This is a genomic window from Aquabacter sp. L1I39 (assembly GCF_017742835.1).
Lineage (GTDB): Bacteria > Pseudomonadota > Alphaproteobacteria > Rhizobiales > Xanthobacteraceae > L1I39.
In genome coordinates this window covers 3,222,492-3,243,825 of sequence record NZ_CP072392.1, presented here as the reverse complement: position 1 = coordinate 3,243,825, position 21,334 = coordinate 3,222,492, and the positions used below count along the sequence as shown (strand labels likewise).

The 21,334-nt window shown below is 69.4% G+C and carries 23 protein-coding genes; 17 read left to right on the top strand and 6 right to left on the bottom strand.

All coding sequences use genetic code 11. The features are described from left to right. Positions 1-175: 175 nt before the first annotated feature. Both J5J86_RS14665 and J5J86_RS14660 read left to right on the top strand, forming a co-directional pair. On the top strand, positions 176-571 hold the full coding sequence (locus J5J86_RS14665; protein ID WP_209099234.1) for a carboxymuconolactone decarboxylase family protein: 396 nt from the start codon (positions 176-178) through the stop codon (positions 569-571). A gap of 315 nt (positions 572-886) precedes the next feature. Continuing rightward, positions 887-1,882 carry an Ldh family oxidoreductase gene (locus J5J86_RS14660; RefSeq protein ID WP_209099232.1) on the top strand — a complete coding sequence of 332 codons (996 nt, stop codon included), beginning with the start codon at positions 887-889 and terminating at the stop codon, positions 1,880-1,882. Between the two features lie 3 nt (positions 1,883-1,885). Here the strand turns inward: J5J86_RS14660 and J5J86_RS14655 are convergent, their stop codons facing one another. Continuing rightward, entirely contained in the window at positions 1,886-2,941 is a 1,056-nt protein-coding gene (locus tag J5J86_RS14655; RefSeq protein WP_209099230.1) for an NAD(P)H-dependent flavin oxidoreductase, read from the bottom strand. Positions 2,942-3,054: 113 nt separating this feature from the next. Between J5J86_RS14655 and J5J86_RS14650 the strand changes: the two genes are divergently transcribed. Then, positions 3,055-3,453, top strand: coding sequence for a (R)-mandelonitrile lyase (locus J5J86_RS14650; RefSeq protein WP_209099228.1), 399 nt, complete (start codon positions 3,055-3,057; stop codon positions 3,451-3,453). Between the two features lie 94 nt (positions 3,454-3,547). On the opposite strand, the gene J5J86_RS14645 is transcribed toward J5J86_RS14650, so the two are convergent. From J5J86_RS14645 to J5J86_RS14635, 3 genes are all read right to left on the bottom strand, one after another. Beyond that, entirely contained in the window at positions 3,548-4,564 is a 1,017-nt protein-coding gene (locus J5J86_RS14645) for an ABC transporter substrate-binding protein (RefSeq protein WP_209099226.1), read from the bottom strand. A gap of 85 nt (positions 4,565-4,649) precedes the next feature. Further along, the gene (locus J5J86_RS14640) at positions 4,650-5,516 is read right to left on the bottom strand and encodes an ABC transporter permease (RefSeq protein ID WP_209099224.1); all 867 of its coding nucleotides are present in this window, start codon (positions 5,514-5,516) and stop codon (positions 4,650-4,652) included. A gap of 12 nt (positions 5,517-5,528) precedes the next feature. After that, positions 5,529-6,308 carry an ABC transporter ATP-binding protein gene (locus tag J5J86_RS14635; protein ID WP_209099222.1) on the bottom strand — a complete coding sequence of 260 codons (780 nt, stop codon included), beginning with the start codon at positions 6,306-6,308 and terminating at the stop codon, positions 5,529-5,531. Positions 6,309-6,417: 109 nt separating this feature from the next. Between J5J86_RS14635 and J5J86_RS14630 the strand changes: the two genes are divergently transcribed. Together J5J86_RS14630 and J5J86_RS14625 are read left to right on the top strand one after the other, a co-directional pair. Beyond that, the gene (locus J5J86_RS14630; RefSeq protein WP_209099220.1) at positions 6,418-7,083 is read left to right on the top strand and encodes a response regulator transcription factor; all 666 of its coding nucleotides are present in this window, start codon (positions 6,418-6,420) and stop codon (positions 7,081-7,083) included. Beyond that, a complete protein-coding gene (locus J5J86_RS14625; protein WP_209099218.1) occupies positions 7,058-8,452 on the top strand; it encodes a sensor histidine kinase in 1,395 nt (464 codons plus the stop codon). The genes J5J86_RS14630 and J5J86_RS14625 overlap by 26 nt, the downstream gene beginning before the upstream one ends. A 125-nt stretch (positions 8,453-8,577) precedes the next feature. Here the strand turns inward: J5J86_RS14625 and J5J86_RS14620 are convergent, their stop codons facing one another. After that, positions 8,578-9,126 carry a Dps family protein gene (locus tag J5J86_RS14620; RefSeq protein ID WP_209105403.1) on the bottom strand — a complete coding sequence of 183 codons (549 nt, stop codon included), beginning with the start codon at positions 9,124-9,126 and terminating at the stop codon, positions 8,578-8,580. A gap of 371 nt (positions 9,127-9,497) precedes the next feature. On the opposite strand from J5J86_RS14620, the gene J5J86_RS14615 reads away from it, so the two are divergent. The 12 genes from J5J86_RS14615 to J5J86_RS14560 all read left to right on the top strand — a co-directional run bounded on the left by J5J86_RS14615 (position 9,498) and on the right by J5J86_RS14560 (position 19,378). Continuing rightward, positions 9,498-10,139: an HAD family hydrolase gene (locus J5J86_RS14615; RefSeq protein ID WP_209099216.1), complete on the top strand. Its 642-nt coding sequence runs from the start codon at positions 9,498-9,500 to the stop codon at positions 10,137-10,139. Between the two features lies 1 nt (position 10,140). Then, positions 10,141-11,295 carry an alanine racemase gene (locus J5J86_RS14610; RefSeq protein WP_209099214.1) on the top strand — a complete coding sequence of 385 codons (1,155 nt, stop codon included), beginning with the start codon at positions 10,141-10,143 and terminating at the stop codon, positions 11,293-11,295. A gap of 5 nt (positions 11,296-11,300) precedes the next feature. Beyond that, positions 11,301-11,693: a RidA family protein gene (locus tag J5J86_RS14605; RefSeq protein WP_209099212.1), complete on the top strand. Its 393-nt coding sequence runs from the start codon at positions 11,301-11,303 to the stop codon at positions 11,691-11,693. Between the two features lie 64 nt (positions 11,694-11,757). Next, a complete protein-coding gene (locus tag J5J86_RS14600; RefSeq protein WP_209099210.1) occupies positions 11,758-12,561 on the top strand; it encodes an ABC transporter ATP-binding protein in 804 nt (267 codons plus the stop codon). Then, on the top strand, positions 12,545-13,390 hold the full coding sequence (locus tag J5J86_RS14595) for an ABC transporter permease (protein WP_209099208.1): 846 nt from the start codon (positions 12,545-12,547) through the stop codon (positions 13,388-13,390). Before J5J86_RS14600 ends, J5J86_RS14595 begins: the two co-directional genes overlap by 17 nt. A 12-nt stretch (positions 13,391-13,402) precedes the next feature. Further along, a complete protein-coding gene (locus J5J86_RS14590; RefSeq protein ID WP_209099206.1) occupies positions 13,403-14,338 on the top strand; it encodes an ABC transporter substrate-binding protein in 936 nt (311 codons plus the stop codon). Positions 14,339-14,432: 94 nt separating this feature from the next. Further along, positions 14,433-15,161, top strand: a complete 729-nt coding sequence (locus tag J5J86_RS14585) for a GntR family transcriptional regulator (protein ID WP_209099204.1) — start codon at positions 14,433-14,435, stop codon at positions 15,159-15,161. A gap of 146 nt (positions 15,162-15,307) precedes the next feature. Beyond that, entirely contained in the window at positions 15,308-16,486 is a 1,179-nt protein-coding gene (locus tag J5J86_RS14580; RefSeq protein WP_209099202.1) for a trans-sulfuration enzyme family protein, read from the top strand. Between the two features lie 9 nt (positions 16,487-16,495). Beyond that, on the top strand, positions 16,496-17,212 hold the full coding sequence (locus tag J5J86_RS14575) for a TIGR04282 family arsenosugar biosynthesis glycosyltransferase (protein ID WP_209099200.1): 717 nt from the start codon (positions 16,496-16,498) through the stop codon (positions 17,210-17,212). Beyond that, entirely contained in the window at positions 17,212-17,961 is a 750-nt protein-coding gene (locus J5J86_RS14570) for a glycosyltransferase (protein WP_209099198.1), read from the top strand. Before J5J86_RS14575 ends, J5J86_RS14570 begins: the two co-directional genes overlap by 1 nt. After that, positions 17,958-19,022: an NAD-dependent epimerase/dehydratase family protein gene (locus J5J86_RS14565; RefSeq protein ID WP_209099190.1), complete on the top strand. Its 1,065-nt coding sequence runs from the start codon at positions 17,958-17,960 to the stop codon at positions 19,020-19,022. The genes J5J86_RS14570 and J5J86_RS14565 overlap by 4 nt, the downstream gene beginning before the upstream one ends. Further along, positions 19,019-19,378 (top strand): hypothetical protein, encoded by a 360-nt coding sequence (locus J5J86_RS14560; RefSeq protein ID WP_209099188.1) that lies wholly within the window; start codon positions 19,019-19,021, stop codon positions 19,376-19,378. The genes J5J86_RS14565 and J5J86_RS14560 overlap by 4 nt, the downstream gene beginning before the upstream one ends. Here the strand turns inward: J5J86_RS14560 and J5J86_RS14555 are convergent. Then, a complete protein-coding gene (locus J5J86_RS14555) occupies positions 19,367-21,334 on the bottom strand; it encodes a hypothetical protein (RefSeq protein ID WP_209099186.1) in 1,968 nt (655 codons plus the stop codon). The genes J5J86_RS14560 and J5J86_RS14555 overlap by 12 nt on opposite strands.

Here is a 21,334-nt window from a genome sequence, read left to right as displayed (position 1 = left end):
CCCGGGCATGACGGACACCTTTTTGAGGCGCCTCAACGCGCCCCCGACACACCAGGCCAGGACCAGAAAACCCGGCCTTTCCCGAGCGGATCCGCCCTCGCGCCGGCCCCGCTCCTCCTCCGGCCCGGCGCGAGCGCCGGGCCGCTTTTCCCCTTGAAAGCCAGGAAGGACCACCATGACCAACGACGTCTTCGAACGCGGCCTCTCCATTCGCAAGGACGTGCTCGGCAAGGAATTCGTGGAGCGTTCGCTCAACAACGCCACAGAATTCAACCGCCCCATGCAGGAATTGACCACGGAATATTGCTGGGGCTGGCTGTGGGGCCGCGAGGACCAGTTGCCGCGCAAGACGCGCTCCATGCTGAACCTCGCCATTCTCGGCGCCATCAACCGCAATCACGAGTTGAAGATGCATGTGAAGGGCGCGCTGAAGAATGGCGTGTCCAAGGCGGAGATCCGCGAAGTGCTGCTCCAGGTGGCCATCTATTGCGGCATCCCGGCCGGCGTGGATTCCTTCCGCACCGCGCAGGAAGCCTTCAACGAGGTGGAAAAGGAAGCGGCGGGCGGCTGAGCGGCCGGCGCCGCGGCGCCCAAGGCTGCATGCTAAGCGCCTCCATTGCACCAGAGGCCGCCGTCATGGCCGGGTTTATCCCGCAAGTCGTCTGTTGACGACTTGCGCCTCTCCTGTCGGAACCCGCAAGCATGCGGGTTCCGGCCATCCACGCCCCTCCGTTCGCGGAACCGACTGCGGCCCGCCCGGCCCCACCCCGTGGATACCCGGCACAAGGCCGGGCATGACGAGCGGAGGGGGCGCGACAGCCATGCGTCCGGGTGTCCGCGCCGGCCGCCGCCTTCCATCCGCCCCCAAACACCAGGAGCACCCGCCATGCGCCTCACCCTCGACGAAGCCCGGCGCCTCGCGGAGCGGGTCATGGAGGCCTTCGGCCACAGCCCGGCGGAGGCGGCGCTCATTGCCGACCATCTGATGGATTGCGAATTGCGGGGCCTCAACTATGGCGGCCTCGCCCGCGCCGTCTCGGTGGCCGAGCGCTTCCAGCGCACCACCACGCCGCGCGAAGCCATCCGCGTCCTCCATGAGACGCCCGTCTCCGCCCGCCTCGATGGCGGCGACCAGATCGGTTATCTCGTGGCGCACCGGGCCATGGAGATCGCCATCGAGAAGGCGGACACCTCCGGCATCGCGGTGGTGGGCGCCTGCCGCACCTGGTACACGGGCATGCTCTCTTATTATGCCGAGATGGCCGCCGCCCGTGGCCTTGTGAGCATGATCGCCTCCAACGCCTCACCCTGGGTGGCGCCCTATGGCGGCACGGAAGGGCGGTTCGGCACCAATCCCATGTGCTTCGGCTTTCCCACGGCGGACGAACCGGTGATCTGGGACATCGGCACCTCCGCCATCATCCATGCGGAAGTCACCCTGGCGAAGCGCCTTGGCCACGAATTGCCCGAGGGCGTCGCCTATGGCCGCGATGGCGCGCCCACACGGGACCCCGCCGCTGCGCTCGCCGGCGCTTTTGCCGCCTGGGGCGGGCCGAAGGGATCGGGCCTCGCCATCGTGGTGCATCTGCTTGGATTGCTGGCGGGTTCGCCGACCATCCCGCCGGAACTGGCGGATTTCGGCATGGTCATCATCACGCTGAAGCCGGACCTGTTGGGCGATGCGGACACCTTCCGCCGCAACGCCTCCGCCTATGGAGACGCGGTGCGCGCCACCCGCCCCGTGGCCGGCGGCGGGCCGGTGCGCATGCCCTTCGACGGTTCGCGGCGCCTGCGGGCGGAATGCCGCGCGGCAGGCATCATCGAGGTGCCCGATGTGCTGGTGCGGCAGCTGGAAGGCTTTGCCGCAGGGGTCCCCGCCTGAGGATCAGCCGGGCACGCCGGCGGCCAGTTCGCGCGTCAGGTCCGCCGCACTGGCGATGCGGCTTACCGCCACCGCTTGCCCCGCCCACAGATTGGTGAAATCCGCCGTGCCCTTGGCTTCGGCCGCCTGGCGCAAGGGCGCCAGCATGCCTCCGGCGGTCGGGAAAGCGGGCGCGAGGGCACTCAGCGGCCCCACCTCGCGCATGAGGCGGTTGAGGATGCCCCGCGCCGGGCGGCCGGTGAAGAGATTGGTGAGCGCCGTATCATCCCCCGCTGCGCCCTCCAGCGCCGCGCGATAGAGCGCGTTCACATTGGCCTCGCGGGTGAAGAGATAGGCGGTGCCCACCTGCACGGCGCTGGCCCCCAGCGCAAAAGCCGCCGCAACGCCGCGCCGATCAGCGATGCCGCCGGCGGCGATAACGGGCACGCAGACCGCATCCACCACTTGCGGCACCAGCGCCATCGTCCCCACCTGGCCGGCCATGTCGTGGGTGAGGAAATTGCCCCGGTGCCCGCCCGCCTCGGCGCCCATGGCGATGACGGCATCGACCCCTTGGCTCTCCAGCCAAAGGGCCTCGCGCACCGTGGTGGCGGAGGACAGGATCCGCGCCCCGGTCCGCCGCACCCGCTCCAGGAGATCCGGCGCCGGCAGGCCGAAATGGAAGCTCACCACCTCCGGCCGCAACTCCTCCACCACGGCGCAGAAGGCATCGTCGAACGGCGCGCGGCCGGGACCGGCGGGGGGCACCAAGTCGCCAAGGCCCGCTTCCTCATAAAAAGGCTGGAGCCGCGCCCGCCAGGCGGCCTGGGCGGCCGGGTCATCGGCCGGGTTGGCGTGGCAGAAGAAGTTGACGTTCAGCGGGCGACTTGTGCGGGCCTTGATGCCCAGGATCGCCTCGCGCAATTGGGGCACGCTGTATTGGGCCGAGGGCAGCGAGCCGAGCCCGCCGGCCTCCGCCACCGCCACCGCCATGTCGGGGGTGGAAGAGCCGGCCATGGGGGCCTGGATGACGGGCAGGTCGATGCCGAGGAGATCGGTAATGCGGCGATCGGCGGGCATGGGGTCCTCCAATTTTTCGCCGCACCTTACACCAAGCCATCCGCTCTGCCCCCTGCCCGGGAGGACGGTTCGCGCCTATGTGTGGGGGGAGGCAAAATGGAGGAGTTTGCGGGATGGACATCACACATGCGGGCGAGCGGCCCTCGCTCACGCCGTCCGCGGACTATTTCACCGGCACGGTGCGCCAGGATCCCCTGTTCCAGCCGGACGCGCCGGCCCGCGTGGCGGGGACGCTGGTGACCTTCGAGCCCGGCGCCCGCACCGCCTGGCACACCCATCCGCTGGGCCAGACGCTCATCGTCACCACCGGCTTCGGGCGGGCGCAGCGGGAGGGTGGGCCGATCGTGGAGTTGCGCCCCGGCGACGTGGTGTGGTTCCCGCCCGGCGAGAAGCACTGGCACGGCGCCGCGCCCGACACCGCCATGAGCCACATCGCCATCCAGGAGCGCCTGGACGGACGGGCGGTGGACTGGCTGGAGCAGGTGAGCGAGGCGCAGTATCTGGGCACCTGAACCGAAGGCGTCCCGGCATTCGGCCGGCGCACAAGACAGCAAAAAGGCCGCCCCGGTTGCCCGGTGGCGGCCTTCATTTTTGGGGGAAGAGACCTCAGCTGCCCTTGCGATCCTTCAGCTGGGGCACGAACAGGTCGCTCCAGCCGGCCGGCTTCACCTTGATGGAGCCCGCCTGGTACATGAAGTCGGCGATCTTCATGATGCCTTCGGGGGTGGTGGAGAACCAGGTGTCCTTGTCCTGGAGCATCTCCAGGAATTCTTCCTTGGTGGTCTTCACCTTGGAATTGCGCACATAGATTTCCGCCGCCAGCGGCTTGTCGCGCGCGATCAGGGCATTGGCCTCGTCGAGGGCGTCGATGAAGGCCTGCACCATCTTCGGATTGGCATCGACGAAGCGCTTGGGCGCGAAGGTCACGTCCATGGTCAGGCGGCCGATCACGTCCACGGAGCTGGCCACCCGATGCACCTTTGGGTCCTTCAGCTCCAGATAGGCGAAGGGCGGGGAGGTGAAGTGGGCGGTGATCTCGGTCTTGCCCCCCACCAGCGCGGCGAGCGCCTCGGGGTGGGGCAGGCCCACGGTCAGCGGGTCGAGCTTGGCATAATTGGCGGGGCCGAACTCATGGGCCGCCATCATCTGGAGAATGACGGCGGACAGCGAGGTCTTGATGCCCGGCAGGGCGATCTTGTCGGTGGACTTGAAGTCCTTCAGCGACTGGATGGCGGGGTTGTTGGAGTTCATCCACAAGGCGGTGGAGCTGAGGCCGCTGACCCCCACCACTTCCACATTGGGAATGCCCTTGGCCTTGGCCCAGAGCGTGATGAAGCCCGGCGCGCCGGTGCCGGCCAGATCCAGCGAGCCGGCCATCATGGCGTCATTGATGACATTGCCGCCATCCAGCATCAGCCAATTGACCTTCACCGCCCCAAGGCCCGCCTTTTCGGCGTGCTTTTCCAGCAGCTTCTGGTCTTCCATGACGATGAGCGGCAGATAGAGGATGCCGTATCCCTTGGAGATGCGGACTTCCTTGACCTCGGCGCGGGCCGCGCCCATTCCGCCGGCCACCAGTGCAAGGCCGAGGGCGGCGGCGGTCACATGCTTCATGAAGCCCATTTTGTCCTCCCGATATATTGAGTTTAGACGGGCGCCCCGGTTTTGGCGTGGGGCGCCCTTATGCGTGAGGGTCGGTACCGAAAGGTCAGTGCTGCATGCCCCAGCGGCGCACGGTCTTGCGCTCGATGGTGGCGAAGCCGACGTTTTCCACCACGAGACCGATCAGGATCACGGTGAAGAGGCCGGCAAAGACGTTGGCGGTTTCCAGCTGGTTGCGGTTCTCGAAGATGAACCAGCCGAGCCCGCCATTGCCGGAGGAGACGCCGAACACCAGCTCGGCGGCGATCAGCGTGCGCCAGGCGAAGGCCCAGCCCACTTTCAGGCCGGTCAGGATGGCCGGGAAGGCGGCGGGGATGAGGATGAGCCGCACCAGCTTCAGCCCCCGCAGGCCATAATTCAGGCCCACCATGCGTAGCGTGTTGGACACCGCGCGGAAGCCCGAATGGGTGTTGAGCGCGATGGCCCACAGCACCGAATGCACCAGCACGAAGATGACCGAGCCCTTGCCGAGCCCGAACCAGATCAGCGCCAGCGGCAGGAGCGCGATGGCCGGCAGCGGGTTGAACATGGAGGTCAGCGCCTCCAGCAGATCCGCCCCCAGCCGCGAGCCGATGGCCAGCGTGGTGAGCACGGCGGCGAGCGCGATGCCGATGCCGTAGCCGATCAGCAGCGTCTCCATGGACACCAGGGTCCGCGCGGGGATGACGCCGTTGCGGATGTTCTCGAAGAAGGCGCTGAGCGTCTCGGTGAAGGTGGGAAAGAGCAGCGGATTGCCGAGCCAGCGGCCATAGCCTTCCCAGATGAGGGCCAGCATGATGAGGATGAAGGCTTTGCGCACCGCGCCGATGCGATAGATCCGCTCGAACGGGGAAAGGGAGGCTTCCACTTCCACATTGCCGAGGGGGGTGTCCGGATTGACGATCTCCGGACGCAGGACAAGCGTCTCGCTCATGGGGGCGTCTCCTCAGTGATGTCCGAACAGCATGTCGTTGATGCGGGCTTCCAGCTCGATGGCGGGCGTGGTGCCCATCTGCTCGGCCGGCACGCTGTTCAGCTCGGCCCGCACCCGTCCGGGATGGGGAGAGAGCAGGAGGATGCGCGTGCCGATCTTGATCGCCTCCTCGATGGAATGGGTGACGAACAGCACGGTGAAGTGCGTGTCCTCCCACAATTGCAAAAGCTCGTCCTGCATCTTGCGGCGAGTGAGCGCGTCGAGCGCCGCGAAGGGCTCGTCCATGAGGAGCACGTCCGGCTCCATGGCCATGCCACGGGCGATGGCGACGCGCTGCTTCATGCCACCGGAGAGCATGTGGGGATAGCTGTCGATGAACTTGGTCAGCCCGACCTTGTCGATATAGGAGCGGGCGCGCTCGCGGGCTTCCGCCTCGGTGGCGCGGCCGGAGGCGGTGAGCGCGAAGATGACGTTCTCGCCCACGGTCTTCCAGGGCAGGAGCTGGTCGAACTCCTGGAACACCATCATGCGGTCGGGGCCGGGCTCGCGCACCTCATGGCCCTTCAGGCGGATCTTGCCCTCGGTGGGGCGCAAGTATCCGCCAATGGCCTTCAGCAGAGTGGACTTTCCGCAGCCAGATGGCCCAAGAAGAACGAAGCGGTCTGAATTATAGACCTTGAAGTCGACGCGATACGTCGCCGTCACCAGCGTGTCGGGCGTCTTGTATTGCAGCGTCACGCCTTCAACCGAAAGCAGGGGCGCAAATTGAGTCTCGGATGGATGCAGTGTCATCGTCCCTCCCGTGCGACAAGGCGCGTTCTTTTTTCTTGGTGCACTCAGGCAACCTTGCTTAGGATCATAGCCGGCATCGCTGACACGAACCTGACCGGGACTGACAATCGTGCGCATCCTGCTGGTGGAGGACACGGAGGAGATCGGCCGCGCGGTGGCGAGCCGCTTCGAGCGCGTGGGCTATGCGGTGGACTGGGAGACGGATGGGCGCACCGCCAGCGAGCTGATCGAGGTGCAGAGCTATGACCTCGTGGTCCTCGACGTGATGCTGCCCAACATGGACGGCTTCACGGTGCTGAAGAATTTGCGCGGGCGCGGCCTGCGCACGCCCGTGCTGGTGCTCACCGCCCGCTCGGCGGTGGACGACCGCATCAGCGCGCTGGATCTCGGCGCCGACGACTATCTCACCAAGCCGTTCGACTATCGCGAGCTGGAGGCCCGCGCCCGCGCCCTGCTGCGCCGGGCGGCGGGCATGTCGGACAACACCATCAAGGTGGGGCCGCTCGTCATCGACCGTGCCGGGCGCACCGCCGCCGTGGCCGGCCAGCCCCTCGACCTCACCCGGCGCGAACTCACCGTGCTGGAAATCCTCGCCTCCAAGCCGGGGCGCTATGTCGCGAAGGAAGAATTGGTGGAGCAATTGTTCGGCTTCGACCAGGATCCGAGCCCCAATGCGGTGGAGCAGTTCGTCGCCCGCCTGCGGCGCAAGCTCGCCGGAACCCCCGTGGAAATTCGCACCGAGCGCGGCCTTGGCTATCAGCTCCTCGCTTCGTGAGCTGCGCGCCTCGCTGCGCGCCCGCGTGCTGTTCATCGTCGGCGCGCTGCTGGCGGTGGGCTCGCTCATCCTGTCCATCGCCGCCTGGCAATATGCGGCGCTGGCCGCCCGCGATGCCTATGACAAGCTGCTCATCGGCGGCGCCATCCAGATCGCGGAGAACATCTATCTCCAGGGCGGGGTGGTGGCGCTGGAGCCGCCCGCCGCCGCCTTTTCCACCCTCTCGGCCTATGACCTCGTCTTCTACAAGGTGACCGACGGGCGCGGCGTGGTGGTGGCTGGCCATGACGACCTTGCCGCCGACGTGCCGCCCCGCGCGGCGCGCTCCGGCGTGGTGCTCACCGACGGCATGTTTCGCGGCCACAAGGTGCGCATCGCCGTGCTCGCGCGGAAGCTTGAAAACGCGCCCGGCGATGGCTGGATCGAGATCGTGCTCGCCCAGACGCTGGACGCCCGCAATGCGCTCGCCTTCGACCTGACCTTGAAGGCCCTGGCCATGATCGCGGCCATGAACACGCTGGCCTTGGTGGCGACGGCCTTGTGCCTCGGCCTCGTCTTCGCCCCGCTCACCCGCATCGAGGCGGAGATTGCGGGCCGACGGCCCGACGATCTGCGCCCCATCTCGGTGGCCGCCCCGCCGGAGGTGCGGGCGCTGGTGGGCGCCATAGACGGCTTCATGCAGCGGCTCGACACCCGGGTGCGCATGATGCAGCGCTTCATCGCGGATGCCGCCCACCAGATCCGCACGCCGCTCGCCGCCATCGATGCGGAAGCCGAGTTGCTGGCGGCGGGGAGCGCCAATCCGGACGAATTGGAGCGCCTGCGGAACCGGGTCTCCGATCTTGGCCGGCTGACCAGCCAGTTGCTGGACCATGCCATGATCCTGCATCGCGCCCAGTCGCCGCGCTTCACCGAAGTGGACCTCAACGCGCTGGCGAAGTCCGTTCTCTCCCAGGCCGTGCCCTTGAGCCTCGACCGGGAGGTGTCCATCGCCTTCCTGCCGCACATGGACCCCGCCACCATCTCGGCGGACGCCATCAGCGTGCGGGAGGCGCTCGCCAACCTCATCCATAATGCGCTCGCCCATGGCGCGCGCACGCGGCTCACCGTGGCGGTGGAGGATATTCCCTCAGGCTTCGCGCTGGCCGTCACCGATGACGGGCCGGGCATCCCGCCGGAGGCGCGGGCGCAATTGTGCGAACCGTTCCAGAAGGGCGCCGCCTCCCACGGCTCGGGGCTCGGCCTTGCCATCGCCGCAGAAGTCGCCCGCGCCCATGGCGGCGCGCTGGTGCTCTCGGGCGGCGAAGGGGCCTTTCGCGCGGCGCTGCTGCTGCCGCAGCATCCGGCGGGAGTGGAGGGGACGGGGTGAAATCGGGCGGGAAAAGCGGGCAAAAAGGCCCGAAGGGACACCATTGATTTCAAACGACTTTGCACCTCATTCGTCATGAGGTGCCCGCCGCCCCGCGCACGCGAGAGGCGGCGGGAAATCCCGCCTCAGTGGTTGGAGCGGGTGGCCTCGTAGAGGAACCAGGTGCGCCGCTCGGCCTCGTCGATCCAGTTCTCGATCAGGCTGGTGGAGGCGATGTCGTTATGGTCCTCGCACACCGCATGCGCCTCGCGCAGATAGGTGGTGAGGGCGATATTGTCCTGCGCCAGCTCCGCCAGCATGTCGGGGGCGGTCACATAATCAGCCTCATTGTCCGGGATGCGCTGGAGGCGGGAAATGTGGCCGATGGAGCGCAGCGTCGTGCCGCCCACCTTGCGCACGCGCTCGGCCAGATCGTCGGTGGTGGCGAAGATCTGCGCGCCCTGCTCGTCCAGCATCAGATGATAGTCGCGGAAGTGCGGGCCGGAGACGTGCCAGTGGAAATTCTTGGTCTTCACATAGAGCACGAACATGTCCGCCAGCAGCCGGGTGAGCGCGGCGGCAATGTCCTGCGTCGCCTCGGCGCCGAGATCGGTGGGGGTGCGCAGCGGGCCGAGGCGGCGCTCCCGAGCGGATGCGGCGGCGGTGTCCGACAGGGGGGCGGGCTTGCTCTTCATCGCGGCGGGCTTGGCGGCAGCGGCCTTTGCCGGGGACGCCTTCGGAGTGCTGGCCTTGGCGGGCGCCTTGGGCGCGCTGGTGGCTTTCGACGGGGTGCCGGTGCGGCTGCTCTTGGACATGGCCATGGAGAACCTCTTCTTCGCTTTTCGCGCGGCCGCCGGGGATGGCGGACTTGGCGCGCGGCCGGTGGCCGGGCCTGCGGGCCATCGCGCCCACGGGGCATCCGGCCCGCACGCGAGCCGAGGGCATAACGGCCGGGCACACCGAAGGTTGCGCTCGCCCCCGCATTTTTCTCGCGCCGGCGTCCCTTGCAGATGGGAAGCGATTGACTCCCATAACTACATGCTACATGTAACATGCAGGAGGACGGATGATGGACGGGGCAAACAGGACGGGCGCGGCCCGCTATGACGCGGTGGTGTTCGATCTTCTGACCGCGCTGATCGATTCCTGGTCGCTGTGGAACGACATTGCCGGCTCGCCCGAGGCGGGGCTGCGCTGGCGGCGCAAATATCTCGAACTCACCTATGGCTGCGGCAGCTATCGGCCCTATGAGGAATTGGTGGCCGAGGCTGCGCAGGCCTGCGGCTTCCCGGTGGATTGGGCGCAAGCGCTGGCGGACCGCCAGGCGGAGCTGACCTGCTGGCCGGAGGCGCAGGGCGTGCTCGCGGAACTCGCCCGCAAGGTGCCGCTGGGCATCGCCACCAATTGCTCCCGCACGCTGGGCGCCATCGCCGTTTCCCGCACCGGCACGGACTTTGCCGCCGTGGTGACGGCCGAGGATGCCGGCTATTACAAGCCCCGCCCCGAGCCCTATCGGGCGGTGCTGGAGAAGCTCGGCGTCGACCCCGCCCGCACCCTCTTCGTGGCGGGATCGGCCTCCGACGTGCCGGGCGCGCGCGGCGTGGGCATGTCCGTCTATTGGCACAATCGCATGGGGCTAAAGCCGGTGGATGCGGCCCGGCCGGACTATATTGCCGATTCCCTCGACCCTCTCCTGAAGCTGGTGTGACATGGAAGCGGCCCCCTCCCCTCTCGGCTTTGCCGCGCAGGATCTCGAAACCCCGGCCCTGCTGCTGGACCGCGCAAAGCTGGAGGCCAATGCCGCCCGCATGCGCGCGCGCTGCGCGGATCTCGGCGTCCGCTTGCGGCCCCATCTGAAGACGGCCAAATCCGTGGACGTGGCCCGCGTGGCGCTGCCCGACGGTCCTGGGGCCATCACCGTCTCCACCCTGAAGGAGGCCGAATATTTCGCCGCCGCCGGCTATAAGGACATCCTGCTCGCCACCGCCATCGCGCCCGGCAAGTTCGCCCGCGCCGCCCGCATCGGGGCATCGGGAGTGGACCTGCTGCTGGTCACCGACGCTGTGTCCGTCATCGAGGCGGCGGAGGCGTTTTGCGTCGAGGCGCACACGCGCCTCTCCTTCCTGGTGGAGATCGATTGCGGCGAGCACCGCTCGGGCCTCCTGCCCGACGCGCCGGACGTGGTGACACTGGCCCGCGCCATCCACCATGCGCCGCACCTGGATTTCCGAGGGGTCATGACCCATGCGGGCCATTCCTATGGCAGCGACCAGATCCCCGACGTGGTGAAGCTCGCCGCGCTCGAACGGGACGCGGCGGTTTCAGCCGCGCAGGCCATCCGCGCGGCGGGCATCCCGGTGGAGATCGTCTCCATCGGCTCGACGCCCACCGTGCTTCATGCGGACCACCTGGAGGGCGTCACCGAGGCGCGGGCGGGCATCTATATGTTCTGGGACCTCGCCCAGCTCTCCCGCCACATGTGCACGGTGGAGGACATTGCGGTGTCCGTGCTCTCCACCGTCATCGGCCACAATCATGCCGCCCGCGCGCTGATCCTCGATGCCGGGGCGCTGGCCCTCACCAAGGACATCGGTGCCAACACATTCCTGCCCGATGCCGGCTATGGCTATGTGTGCGATGCCGTCACCGGCGAACGCCTCGGCGCCCTATCGGTCACCGCCGTCCACCAGGAGCACGGCCATGTGCCGGTGGAGGACGAAACCTGGTTCGCCCGCCTGCCCGTGGGCGCGACCGTGCGCATCCTGCCCAACCACGCCTGCCTGACCTGCGCGGCCTATGACCAGTATGCGGTCATCACCGACGGCCGGGTGAGCGCGCTCTGGCCCCGCATTTCCGGCTGGTGATCCAAATGACGAACCCCACCCAACCGCCCCTCACCCGCGTCATGAGCCGCGAGGCTCCCGCCCCCGGCGGGCATTATTCCCAGGCCATCGTGGCCGGCGGCACGGTCTATGTGTCCGGCCAATTGGGCGTGCTTCGCGGGCAGGACCCGAGCCGGTCGCTGCGTGAGCAGACCCTGTTCGCGCTCGCCAGCATCGAGGCCATCCTCAAGCCCGCCGGCTGCGACCGCACGCGGGTGGCCAAGACCACCCTCTACATTTCGGACATTGCCGGCTGGGACGAGGTGAACGCCGCCTATGCGGACTTCTTCGGCGACCATCGCCCCGCCCGCTCGGTGGTGCCCACCGGCCCCCTGCATTTCGGCGCCAAAGTGGAGATCGAGGCCATCGCCGTGATCTAACCACCACACCAGGACCCAAACCGGCCCGCAGAGGCAGGAACAACCGACCAGACAGGAACGAACGATGCGACAGGTTCAGGCACAGACCGTGCCGGACGCTGAACGCCCCATGCTGGCCGTCACCGGCCTGCATCTGGGCTATGGCGGGCCGGCGGGGACCGTGACCGCGGTGAAGGATGTCACCTTCACCGCGGCGCGCGGCGAGACGGCCATCCTGCTCGGCCCCTCCGGCTGCGGCAAGTCCACCATCCTCAAAGCCGTGGCGGGCTTCCTCTCGCCCTTGAAGGGCACGCTCCAGGTGAATGGCCGCGCGGTGGACCGGCCCGGCCCCGACCGGGCGGTGGTGTTCCAGGAATTCGACCAGCTCTTTCCCTGGCGCACGGTGCTCGACAACATCGCCTATCCCCAGCGCCGCATCGGCCGCAGCCGCGCCGCAGCCGATGCCCGCGCCCGCGATTTGCTGGCGCTGATGAAGCTGGAGCATGCGGCGGATCGCTTCCCCCACCAATTGTCCGGCGGCATGAAGCAGCGCGTGGCCATCGCCCGCGCCTTGGCGATGGACCCCGCCATGCTGCTCATGGACGAGCCCTTCGGCGCCCTTGATCCGCAGACGCGCCTGCGCCTGCAACTGGAATTGCTGGAGATCGTGCGCCGCTCGCAGGCGACCGTTCTCTTCGTCACCCATTCCATCGCCGAGGCGGTGCTGCTGGGCGACGACATCATCATCCTCGACGGCCACCCTTCCGGCATCAAGGAGATCGTGGACGCACGGGCGGCGCGGGAGCCCTCCTCCCCGCGCGCGCTGGAGATCGGCCGCCATGTGGCGGGCGTGATGGGAGAAGGAGCAAGCCATGTCCATGGCGACTGACGCCGCCCCCGCCCCTCGCCTGAAGCTGCGCTGGGCCGCCTTGCCCGTGGCCCTGCGCCGGGCGCTGCAATTCCTTATGCTCATCGCGGCGTGGGAAGCCTATACGCGCTTTTCGGGCGTCGACCCGCTCATCTTCCCGCCGCCGCTCCAGGTCGGGCAGGCGCTGGTGGAGGGCTGGACCTCCGGGCGCCTCGCCCAGGCGACCCTCACCACGCTGCAATTGCTGGCCCTGTCGCTGGCCATCGGCATGGGGCTGGCGCTCATCTTCACCGTCCTCTCCCGCGTCTCCACCTTCGCGGACGATGCGGTGGAGCTGTTCACCTCCATGCTGAACCCGCTGCCCTCGGTGGCCATGCTGCCCATCGCGCTCATCTGGTTCGGGCTCAACGTCAATGCGCTGATCTTCGTGGTGGTGAATGCGGTGCTCTGGCCGGTGACCCTGGCGCTCTCCACCGGCTTTCGCACGGTGAACCAGACGCTGGTGAATGTAGGCCGCAACATTGGCCTGAGCTGGTGGCGGATGATCACCGACGTGCTCTTTCCCGCCGCCTTGCCCCACACCATGACCGGCATCAAGACCGGCCTTGGCTATGGCTGGCGCACCATCATCGCCGCCGAGCTGGTGTTCGGGGTCTCCGGCGCCAAGAGCGGGCTCGGCAATTTCCTCAATGACGCCCGCTACTTCCTGCGCACCGACGAGGTCTTTGCCGGGATCATCTCGGTGGCCCTCATCGGCATCACGCTGGAACTCGTCCTCGCCGCCATCGAGCGCCGCACCATCGTGCGCTGGGGCATGAAGCAGCAATCCTCGACCCAAACGACCAGATAGGGGACCCGATCCATGATCACGCGCCGAACCCTCCTGCTCAGCGCCGCCGGCACCCTGTGCGCCCCCGCTCTGGTGCGGGCTGAGGCCACCAAGGTCACGGTGGCCATGCTGCCGGGCCTGTCCTATGCCCCCTTGCTCATCGCCAAGGCCAATCGCCCGGTGGAGGCGAAGGTGGGGCAGGTGGAGATGGACTGGAAGACCATCGCCTCCTCCGCCGCCATCCGCGAGGCCATGCTGGCCGGCGACGTGCAGGTGGGCGCGGGCTCCGTCGCCCCGTTCCTGGTGGGCCGCGACCGGGGCTTCAAGGTGAAGGCGGTCTCGGTGCTCAACCGCACCAATCTGTGGCTGGTGACCAATGACCCCGCCATCCAGTCGGTGAAGGACTTCAAGCCGGGGCAGAAGATCGCTGTGCCCGCGCCCGACACCAACCAGGCCTTCGTGCTGCGCAAGCTCGCCCTCCAGGCGTTCGGCGATGCCAAGGCGCTGGACACCAGCATGCTTGCCATGCCCCATCCCGACGCCTTGCAGGCGGTGGTGACCAACCAGATCGCGGGCTACATGTCCTCGCCGCCCTTCCAGTCCCAGGCGGTGGCGCGTGGGGCGCGGCGCATCGCCGACAGCAAGGAGGCCTTCGGCCCCCTGCCCTTCGCCATCGCCTTCGCCACCGAGAAATTCGGCACCGCGCGCCCGGACATCATCGCGGCCCTGCAAGGGGCCATCGCCGCCGCCATCGCCCTCATCGCCAAGGACCCGCTGGAGGCCGGGCGCATCGTGGCGCAGGAGATGGGCGGCCGCCAGACCGCCGAGGAGGCCATGGCCCTCTTGAAGGACCCCGACACCGACTTCACCGACAGCACCGCCGGCATTGAGGGCCTCGCCGATTTCATGAAGCAGACCGGCTTCTTGCGCACCGCCGTCACCGGCATCGACGAGGTGACGTTCAAGTAGGCCCCGCGCCCTCCCGCCGGGAGGACAAGCCCCGGCGGGACGGTCTATATCGGACAGACAACACGGCTTCACGGGCGAGGGATCTGAGGAACGAATGGACAAGCTGCCCAAGCTGCGGCCCGCCATGCGGCTGGTGGATGCGGTGAGTGAATCGTTGAAGGAAGCCATTTTCGAAGGCGGGCTGAAGCCCGGCCAGCAACTCTCCGTGCCCGAGCTCTCCCGCCAGCTGGATGTCTCCCGCAGCCCCGTGCGCGAGGCGGTGCTGAACCTCGTCGCCAATGGCTTGGCGGTGGAACAGCCGCGCAAGGGCGTGGTGGTGGTCACCATCGAGCCGCGCGATCTTCTTGAAATCCACGAGGTGCGCGAGTTCGCCGAGGCGCTCTCCGCGCGCCTGTGCGCCGAGCGCATCGACGATGCCCATATGGCGCTGCTGGACGAGATCCTGGAGCGGCAGGCCCGCGCGGTGGAGGGCAATGACGCCGAGGCCTATTTCGCCACCAATGCGGAATTCCATGCGGTGATCGGCCAGCAATCGGGCAATGGCCGCCTCTATGACCTGCTCCAGACCCTGGAAGGCCAGATGCGGGTGGGCCTCAAGCGCGTGTCCGGCGACATGGACCAGCGCGCCCGCGCGCTCCAGGAGCACCGGGAGATCCTCGCCGCCATCGCCGAGCGCCGCCCGGATGATGCCGAGCGCCTCATGCGGCGGCACATCGCCGCCACCAAGGCCCAGTTGGAAGCCTCGCTGGCCGCAGAACCCACCGGGAAGGCCGGCGCCAAGACCGCCTCTGCCAAGACGCCGGGAAAATCCCGGCGGTCCTGAGACCGCGCCCCGCCGACCGTTCACGAAAACGCGACGGCCCCGCCGCCGCGTAACGCGTCGCACACCGCCCGCGTATGGCCCTGTGACCCCCGACGGCCGCCGGCTCTCCCGGCCGGCCAGCGGGGCGCCACAGCCAAAAGCGGACCATGGACGACCGGCCCCATTTCATCCCCAAGCCGCGGACGCTGGCCGCCCGCGCCCGCGCCGTCCGGCGCCCGCTGACGACGGCGCTGGCGCCGGCCATCGACGTCTCGGCCACCTATATCCGCGACGCCGATAACGGCTATCGCACCGGCCATGTCTATGGCCGCAAGGACAATGCCACGGTCCAGCAGGCGCAGGACGAGCTGGCGGAGCTGGAAGGGGCGAGCGAGGCGCTGCTCTTCACCTCCGGCATGGCGGCGGCCACCACCGTCTTCCTCGCCCTTGCCCCCACCCATGTGGTGGCCCCGCGCGACATGTATTTCGGCTTCAAGCAATGGCTCACCGAGGCCGCGCGCTATGGCCATCGGGTCACCTTCGTGGACATGGCCGATCTCGACGCGGTGCGCGCCGCCGTGCGGCCCGGCGAGACGGGCCTCGTCTGGATCGAGACGCCCAGCAATCCCTTGTGGACCCTCACCGACATCGCCGCCGTGGCTGATATCGCCCACCGGGCCGGCGCGCTTTTGTGCGCGGATTCCACGGTGGCCACCCCGGTGCTGAGCCGCCCCCTGGATTTTGGCGCCGACCTCGTCATGCATTCGGCCACCAAATATCTGAACGGCCATTCCGACGTGATCGCCGGCGTGCTCGCCACCGCCGGCGAGAGCGATCTGTGGCGCCGCATCCGGCAGGTGCGGGAGCATCATGGCGCCGTGCTCGGCCCGTTCGAGGCCTGGCTTCTCATGCGCGGCCTGCGCACGCTGGACCTGCGGGTGCGCGAACAGAGCCGCAGCGCGGCGCGCCTCGCCGTGCGCCTCACCTTCCATCCCGCCTTGTCGGATGTGCTTTATCCCGGCCTCACCGAGCATCCCGGCCACGCCATCGCCGCGCGGCAGATGACGGGGGGCTTTGGCGGCATGATCTCCGTGCGGGTGAAAGAGGGGGCCGCGGCGGCCATCGCGGCGGCAGGGCGCGTGCGGCTCTGGCATCGCGCCACGTCCTTTGGCGGATCCGAGAGCTTGATCGAGCACCGCGCCTCCATCGAAGGGCCGGGCTCGCCCTGTCCCGACGATCTCTTGCGCCTGTCCGTGGGCCTCGAAGACCCCGACGACCTGTTCCACGACTTGGCGCAGGCGCTCGATCATCTCCTGCCCGACTTCCCCTCCCGTCCAACCCGATGAGGTGACACGATGTCCACCATCGCCCTCGCCATCCTCTGCAAGACGCCCCGGCCGGGCGCGTCCAAAACCCGCCTCTCCCCGCCTCTGGCGCCGGAGGCGTGCGCCGCTCTCTCCGCCTGCTTCATCCGCGACCTCTCCCGGACGCTGGCCAGCCTGGAAGCTGAGGGACGGGCGCGAGCCTATGCGGTCTATACGCCGGTGGGCAGCGAGGCGGCCTTGCGCGCCTTGCTGCCGGAGGGGGTGGGCCTCGTGCCGCAAGGCGAGGGCGACCTGGGCGCACGCCTCGACCGGGGGGTGGCCGATCTTCTCGCCGCCGGCCATGGGGGCGCGATCCTCATCAATTCCGATAGCCCCACCTTGCCCGCCGCTTTGCTGCGCGAGGCAATGGCAGCGCTGGAAGAGGGCGCGCCGGTGGTGGTGGGGCCGGCCCTTGATGGCGGCTACACCTTCATCGGCCTGAGTTATCGCGAGCCGCGCCTGTTCGCCGACATCGCCTGGAGCACCGAGACGGTGCTGGCGGAGACGCTCACCCGCGCGGAAGCCATCGGCCTGCCGGTGCGCGTCCTCGCCCCCTGGTACGACGTGGACGATGCGGCGACCTATGCCCTGCTGGAGGATGACCTCGCCGGCCGCCCCCTGCCCGAGGCGCTGCGCCATGCCGGCGCGCCGGCCCCCGCCACCGCCGCCTTCCTCGCCGCCCGCCAAGCGGGCCGGGAGGCGGCGTGATGGCGCGGGTGGATCTGTCTTCTGTGGCCGTCATCATCCCCTGCCTGAACGAGGAAGAGGCCATCGGCGCGGTGGTGCGCGAGGTGCTGGCGGAGGGGGTCGGCGCCGTGGTCGTGGTGGACAATGGGTCCACCGACCACACGGCGGACGAAGCCCGCGCGGCGGGGGCGCGGGTGGTGGCGGCGCCGGAGCGCGGCTATGGCCGGGCCTGCGCGGCGGGGGCGAAGGCGGCGCCCGCCGCCACGCCGGTCCTGTGCTTCCTGGATGGGGATGGCAGCGACGTGCCCGGCTTCCTTGGGGACGTGGCCGGGCCGGTGATTGCCGGCACCGCCGACTTCGTCATGGGCTCGCGGCTGCGCGGCCATCGCGAGGCGGGCAGCCTGACGGCCCAGCAGCTGGTGGCGGGGCGCCTGGCGGGGGTGATGCTCCGCGCGGCCTATGGGGTGCGCTTCACCGACATGTCGCCGCTGCGCGCCATCCGCGCCGACCGCCTCGCCGCCTTGGGCATGGGTGAGGAAACCTATGGCTGGAACCTGGAAATGCAGATGCGTGCCGCCGCCTTCGGCCTCGTCTGCCTGGAGGTGCCGGTGGACCATCGCTGCCGGCGGGGCGGAGTCTCCAAGGTGTCCGGCAATCTGGTGGCGGGCCTGAACGCCGCCATGCGCATCACCCTCACCTTCCTGCGGCTGGCCCTCACCTTGCGCCGCACGCCCGCGCCCCCCGCTCCCCTCCCGAGGACTTCGCCATGACCATCCTGCTCACCGGCGGCGCCGGCTTCATCGGCACCCATGTGCTCGCCGCGCTGCTGCGCAATGGGCACGAGGTGCGCGTCCTCGACAGCCTGCGCGCCGACGTGCACCGCTCCGGCGACTGGCGTCCGCCCGCGGGCGTCGCCTTCTTCAGAGGCGATGTGCGCAATCCCGCCCTGGTGATGGAGGCCCTGGAGGGGGTCGATGCGGTGGTGCATCTGGCCGCGAAGGTGGGGCTCGGGGTGAGCCTCGACGACATGCCCGATTATGCCGGCACCAACGATACGGGCACCGCCATCCTGCTCGCGGCCATGGCCCGGCGGAACGTGCCCCGGCTGGTGCTGGCCAGCTCCATGGTTGTCTATGGGGAGGGGCAGGCGGACTGCGCCGAGCATGGCGCCGTCACCCCCGCGCCCCGCCGGCCGGAAGACCTTGCCGCCGGCCGCTTCGAGCCCCGCTGCCCCCATTGCGCCCGCCCGCTGGCGCATCGCCTGGTGGATGAGGCAACCCCGTTTGATCCGCGCAACGCCTATGCCACCTCCAAGATGGCGCAGGAGCTTTACGCCGCCAATTGGGCGCGCATGACCCAAGGCAGCGTGGCGGCGCTGCGCTATCACAATGTCTATGGGCCGGGCATGCCGCAGGACACGCCCTATGCGGGGGTGGCCTCCCTCTTCGCCTCGGCCTTGCTCAAGGGCGAGGCGCCGCGCGTGTTCGAGGATGGCGGCCAGCGGCGCGACTTCGTGCATGTGCGCGACGTGGCCTCCGCCACGGTGGCGGCCCTGGAGCGGCATGAGGCGGGCGTTGCCGCCTTCAATGTGGGATCGGGCACGCCGCGCACCGTGGGCGAGATGGCGGACGCCCTCGCCACCGCCCTTGCCGGCCCGCGCCCGGTCATCACCGGCGGCTTCCGGCTGGGGGATGTCCGCCACATCACCGCCGATTCCCGCCGGCTGCGGGAGGATCTGGGCTGGCGGCCGCAGGAGGATTTCGCCGCCGGCATCGCCGCCTTCGCGGCGGAGGCCCGCGCGCGCGCGGCACCCACCCGGCGCGCCTCATGAGCCTGCCCGGCGCGCTGGCGCTGATCCTGTCGAGCGTCGTGCTCAATGCCTCGGCACAGGTGCTCCTGCGCTGGGGGGCTCGCGTGCCCCAGGCCGAGAGCGGGCTTGCCGCGCTGGCGCTGTTCGTGCTGCGGCCGGGCATCCTGGCGGGGCTCGCCTGCTACGGCCTCAGCCTGCTCATCTGGCTGCGGGTGCTGCGGGAGGTGGATGTCTCCTTCGCCTATCCGTTCCTCGGCCTCGGCTTCGTGATGGTGGCGCTGGCGGGGACTTTTGTGCTGGGCGAACCCATGCCGCCGGCTCGGATCGCTGGAACGGCGCTCATCGTCGCCGGCGTGGTGGTGCTGTCACTGTCCTGACCCCTCGGCCACATAGATGCGCCAGCGGCCGGGCGCCTCTTCCGCGAGGCGCAGCGCCGGCGCGCCCCGGAACGGATCGTTCTCCCAGGCCCCATCCCGAGGCGTCACCACCAGCACCCGGCAATTGAGGCGATGCACCATCGCCGCCACGTCGTCCGCCTGCGGCGTGCCGGCGAAGACGCGCGCGAACAGGTCCGTCAGCTCCGCCCGCGCCTGCGGCGAAAGAGGCGCGAAGGCCAGAGCCAGTTCGTTGCCCGCAAAGCAGGAGGGTCGGTTCGACAGCAGCGCCCAGGAGATGTTTACGGGCCAAGGGGTCATGTCCGCGAACGCAGCGGGATTGTTGGCCACCCGGTCCTGCGGCCCCGCATGGCGGCGCACCGCCGCCCAGAGGTCGGGAGCGCGCGCGAAATCCTGCGCCGAAGGGGACGGCACCCCGCGCAGATTCCCCGCCCCGACCACGGCACCGCCGGCAAGACCCGCCGCCGTCGCCACCGCGAGCGCCACCAGCCGTGCGCGGGCCCGCCGGGCGATCCACTCCGCCGCCTGCGCGGCAGCGGCCGGGATAAGGATGAGAAGCCCCGGCAGCACGGCGCGCCAGCCCAGATCGTTATTCTCCCCCGCCGTGCTCACCAGCACCCAGCCGCCCGCAAGACTGACGAAGGCGAACAGGGCCAGCAGGCGGGTGAAGCGCGCGTCCTCCCCCCGGCCGCGCAGCAGCCAGAGGGCGCCGGGCAAGAAGACCAGAGGCAGTTCCAGCGGCAGGAAGACGAGCCAATAGGCCGGCACATCAAGAAGCTGGCGCACGGCATGCGGCAGATCGGGCGCCAGCACCGGATAAAAGCCGAGCGCCAGCGGCACCCCGCCGCCACGCGCCGCCGCGGCTTCGGCCTGGGCGTGCAGCAGGGGGGCGCTCAGCCCCAAAGCGAGCAGCGCCGCGCCAAGGCACAGTGCCAGAAAGGCCAGCCGCCGCCGGGGCGGCAATCCGCGCAGAAGCGCCAGCACAACCGCGCCTCCGGCCAGCGCCAGCATGATGCCGCCCACCCAGAGCGAGGCCTGGAAGCCCGCCGCCAGGACCAGCGCGAGCACAAGACCCACCAGAAGGGTCTCCGGCCGACCCGCGCGGCCGGCGAGGCGCTGGAACAGGCCGAGCACGAGCACCGCGCAACAGGCGGCCATCACGTGATGGGGGCTCCAGCTCACCTGGAACAGCCACCCCGCCAGACCGCTCGCCGGTTCCAGCACCTTGTCGAGGACCGCCTGCCCCACGAACGCCGCCAGCGCGGGGCGAAGCGAACCGGAGAGGGCGGCCACCAGCACCAGGCCTGGCGCGAGCCGTCCCGGCCGTAGGCGCGCCGCCAGCCCGCCCATGAGGCAGAGCGCGGCAAAGGCGGTGAACCAGCTTCCCGCCGCATCCGCGGCCCAGCCCGTGGCGCCCACGAGACCGGCCAGTTGGGCAGCGCCGAAATGCCAGAGATAATAATAAGATACCGTGAGCGGCGCACCGCCATAGACGGGATCTTCAGGAGGCACGCCCTCCCGCAGGATGGCATCGATCAGCGCCACTTTGGAATGATCGAAGAGGGGCGCGGAGAGCAGCACGCCGCCATCTCCCGCCTTCGGCCACACCGCCGCCGCCGCCAGCAAAGCGACGAGGGCCGCCGCCCCGGCGAACAGAAGCAACGGCGCCATGGGCGCCCGCTTCCCCGGCTGCGGGGCAGCAAGAAGCGCCAGCGCGCCGGCCAGCAGCGAGGCGGCAAGGCTCGTGGCGGGCGAGAAGCCAAACAGCTGCGCCATCGGCAAGGCCAGCGCATTCTGCACCGCCCAGCCGAGCGCGGGCGCAAGCGCAAGGCTCCCCCCGAGCCCCAGCCGCAGGCGCGTGGCGAGGAGCCATCCCGGCCCGCCCCACAGGACGAGCGCGATGGCGGCGCACGCGAGGACGGACGGCAGGCTCAGCAT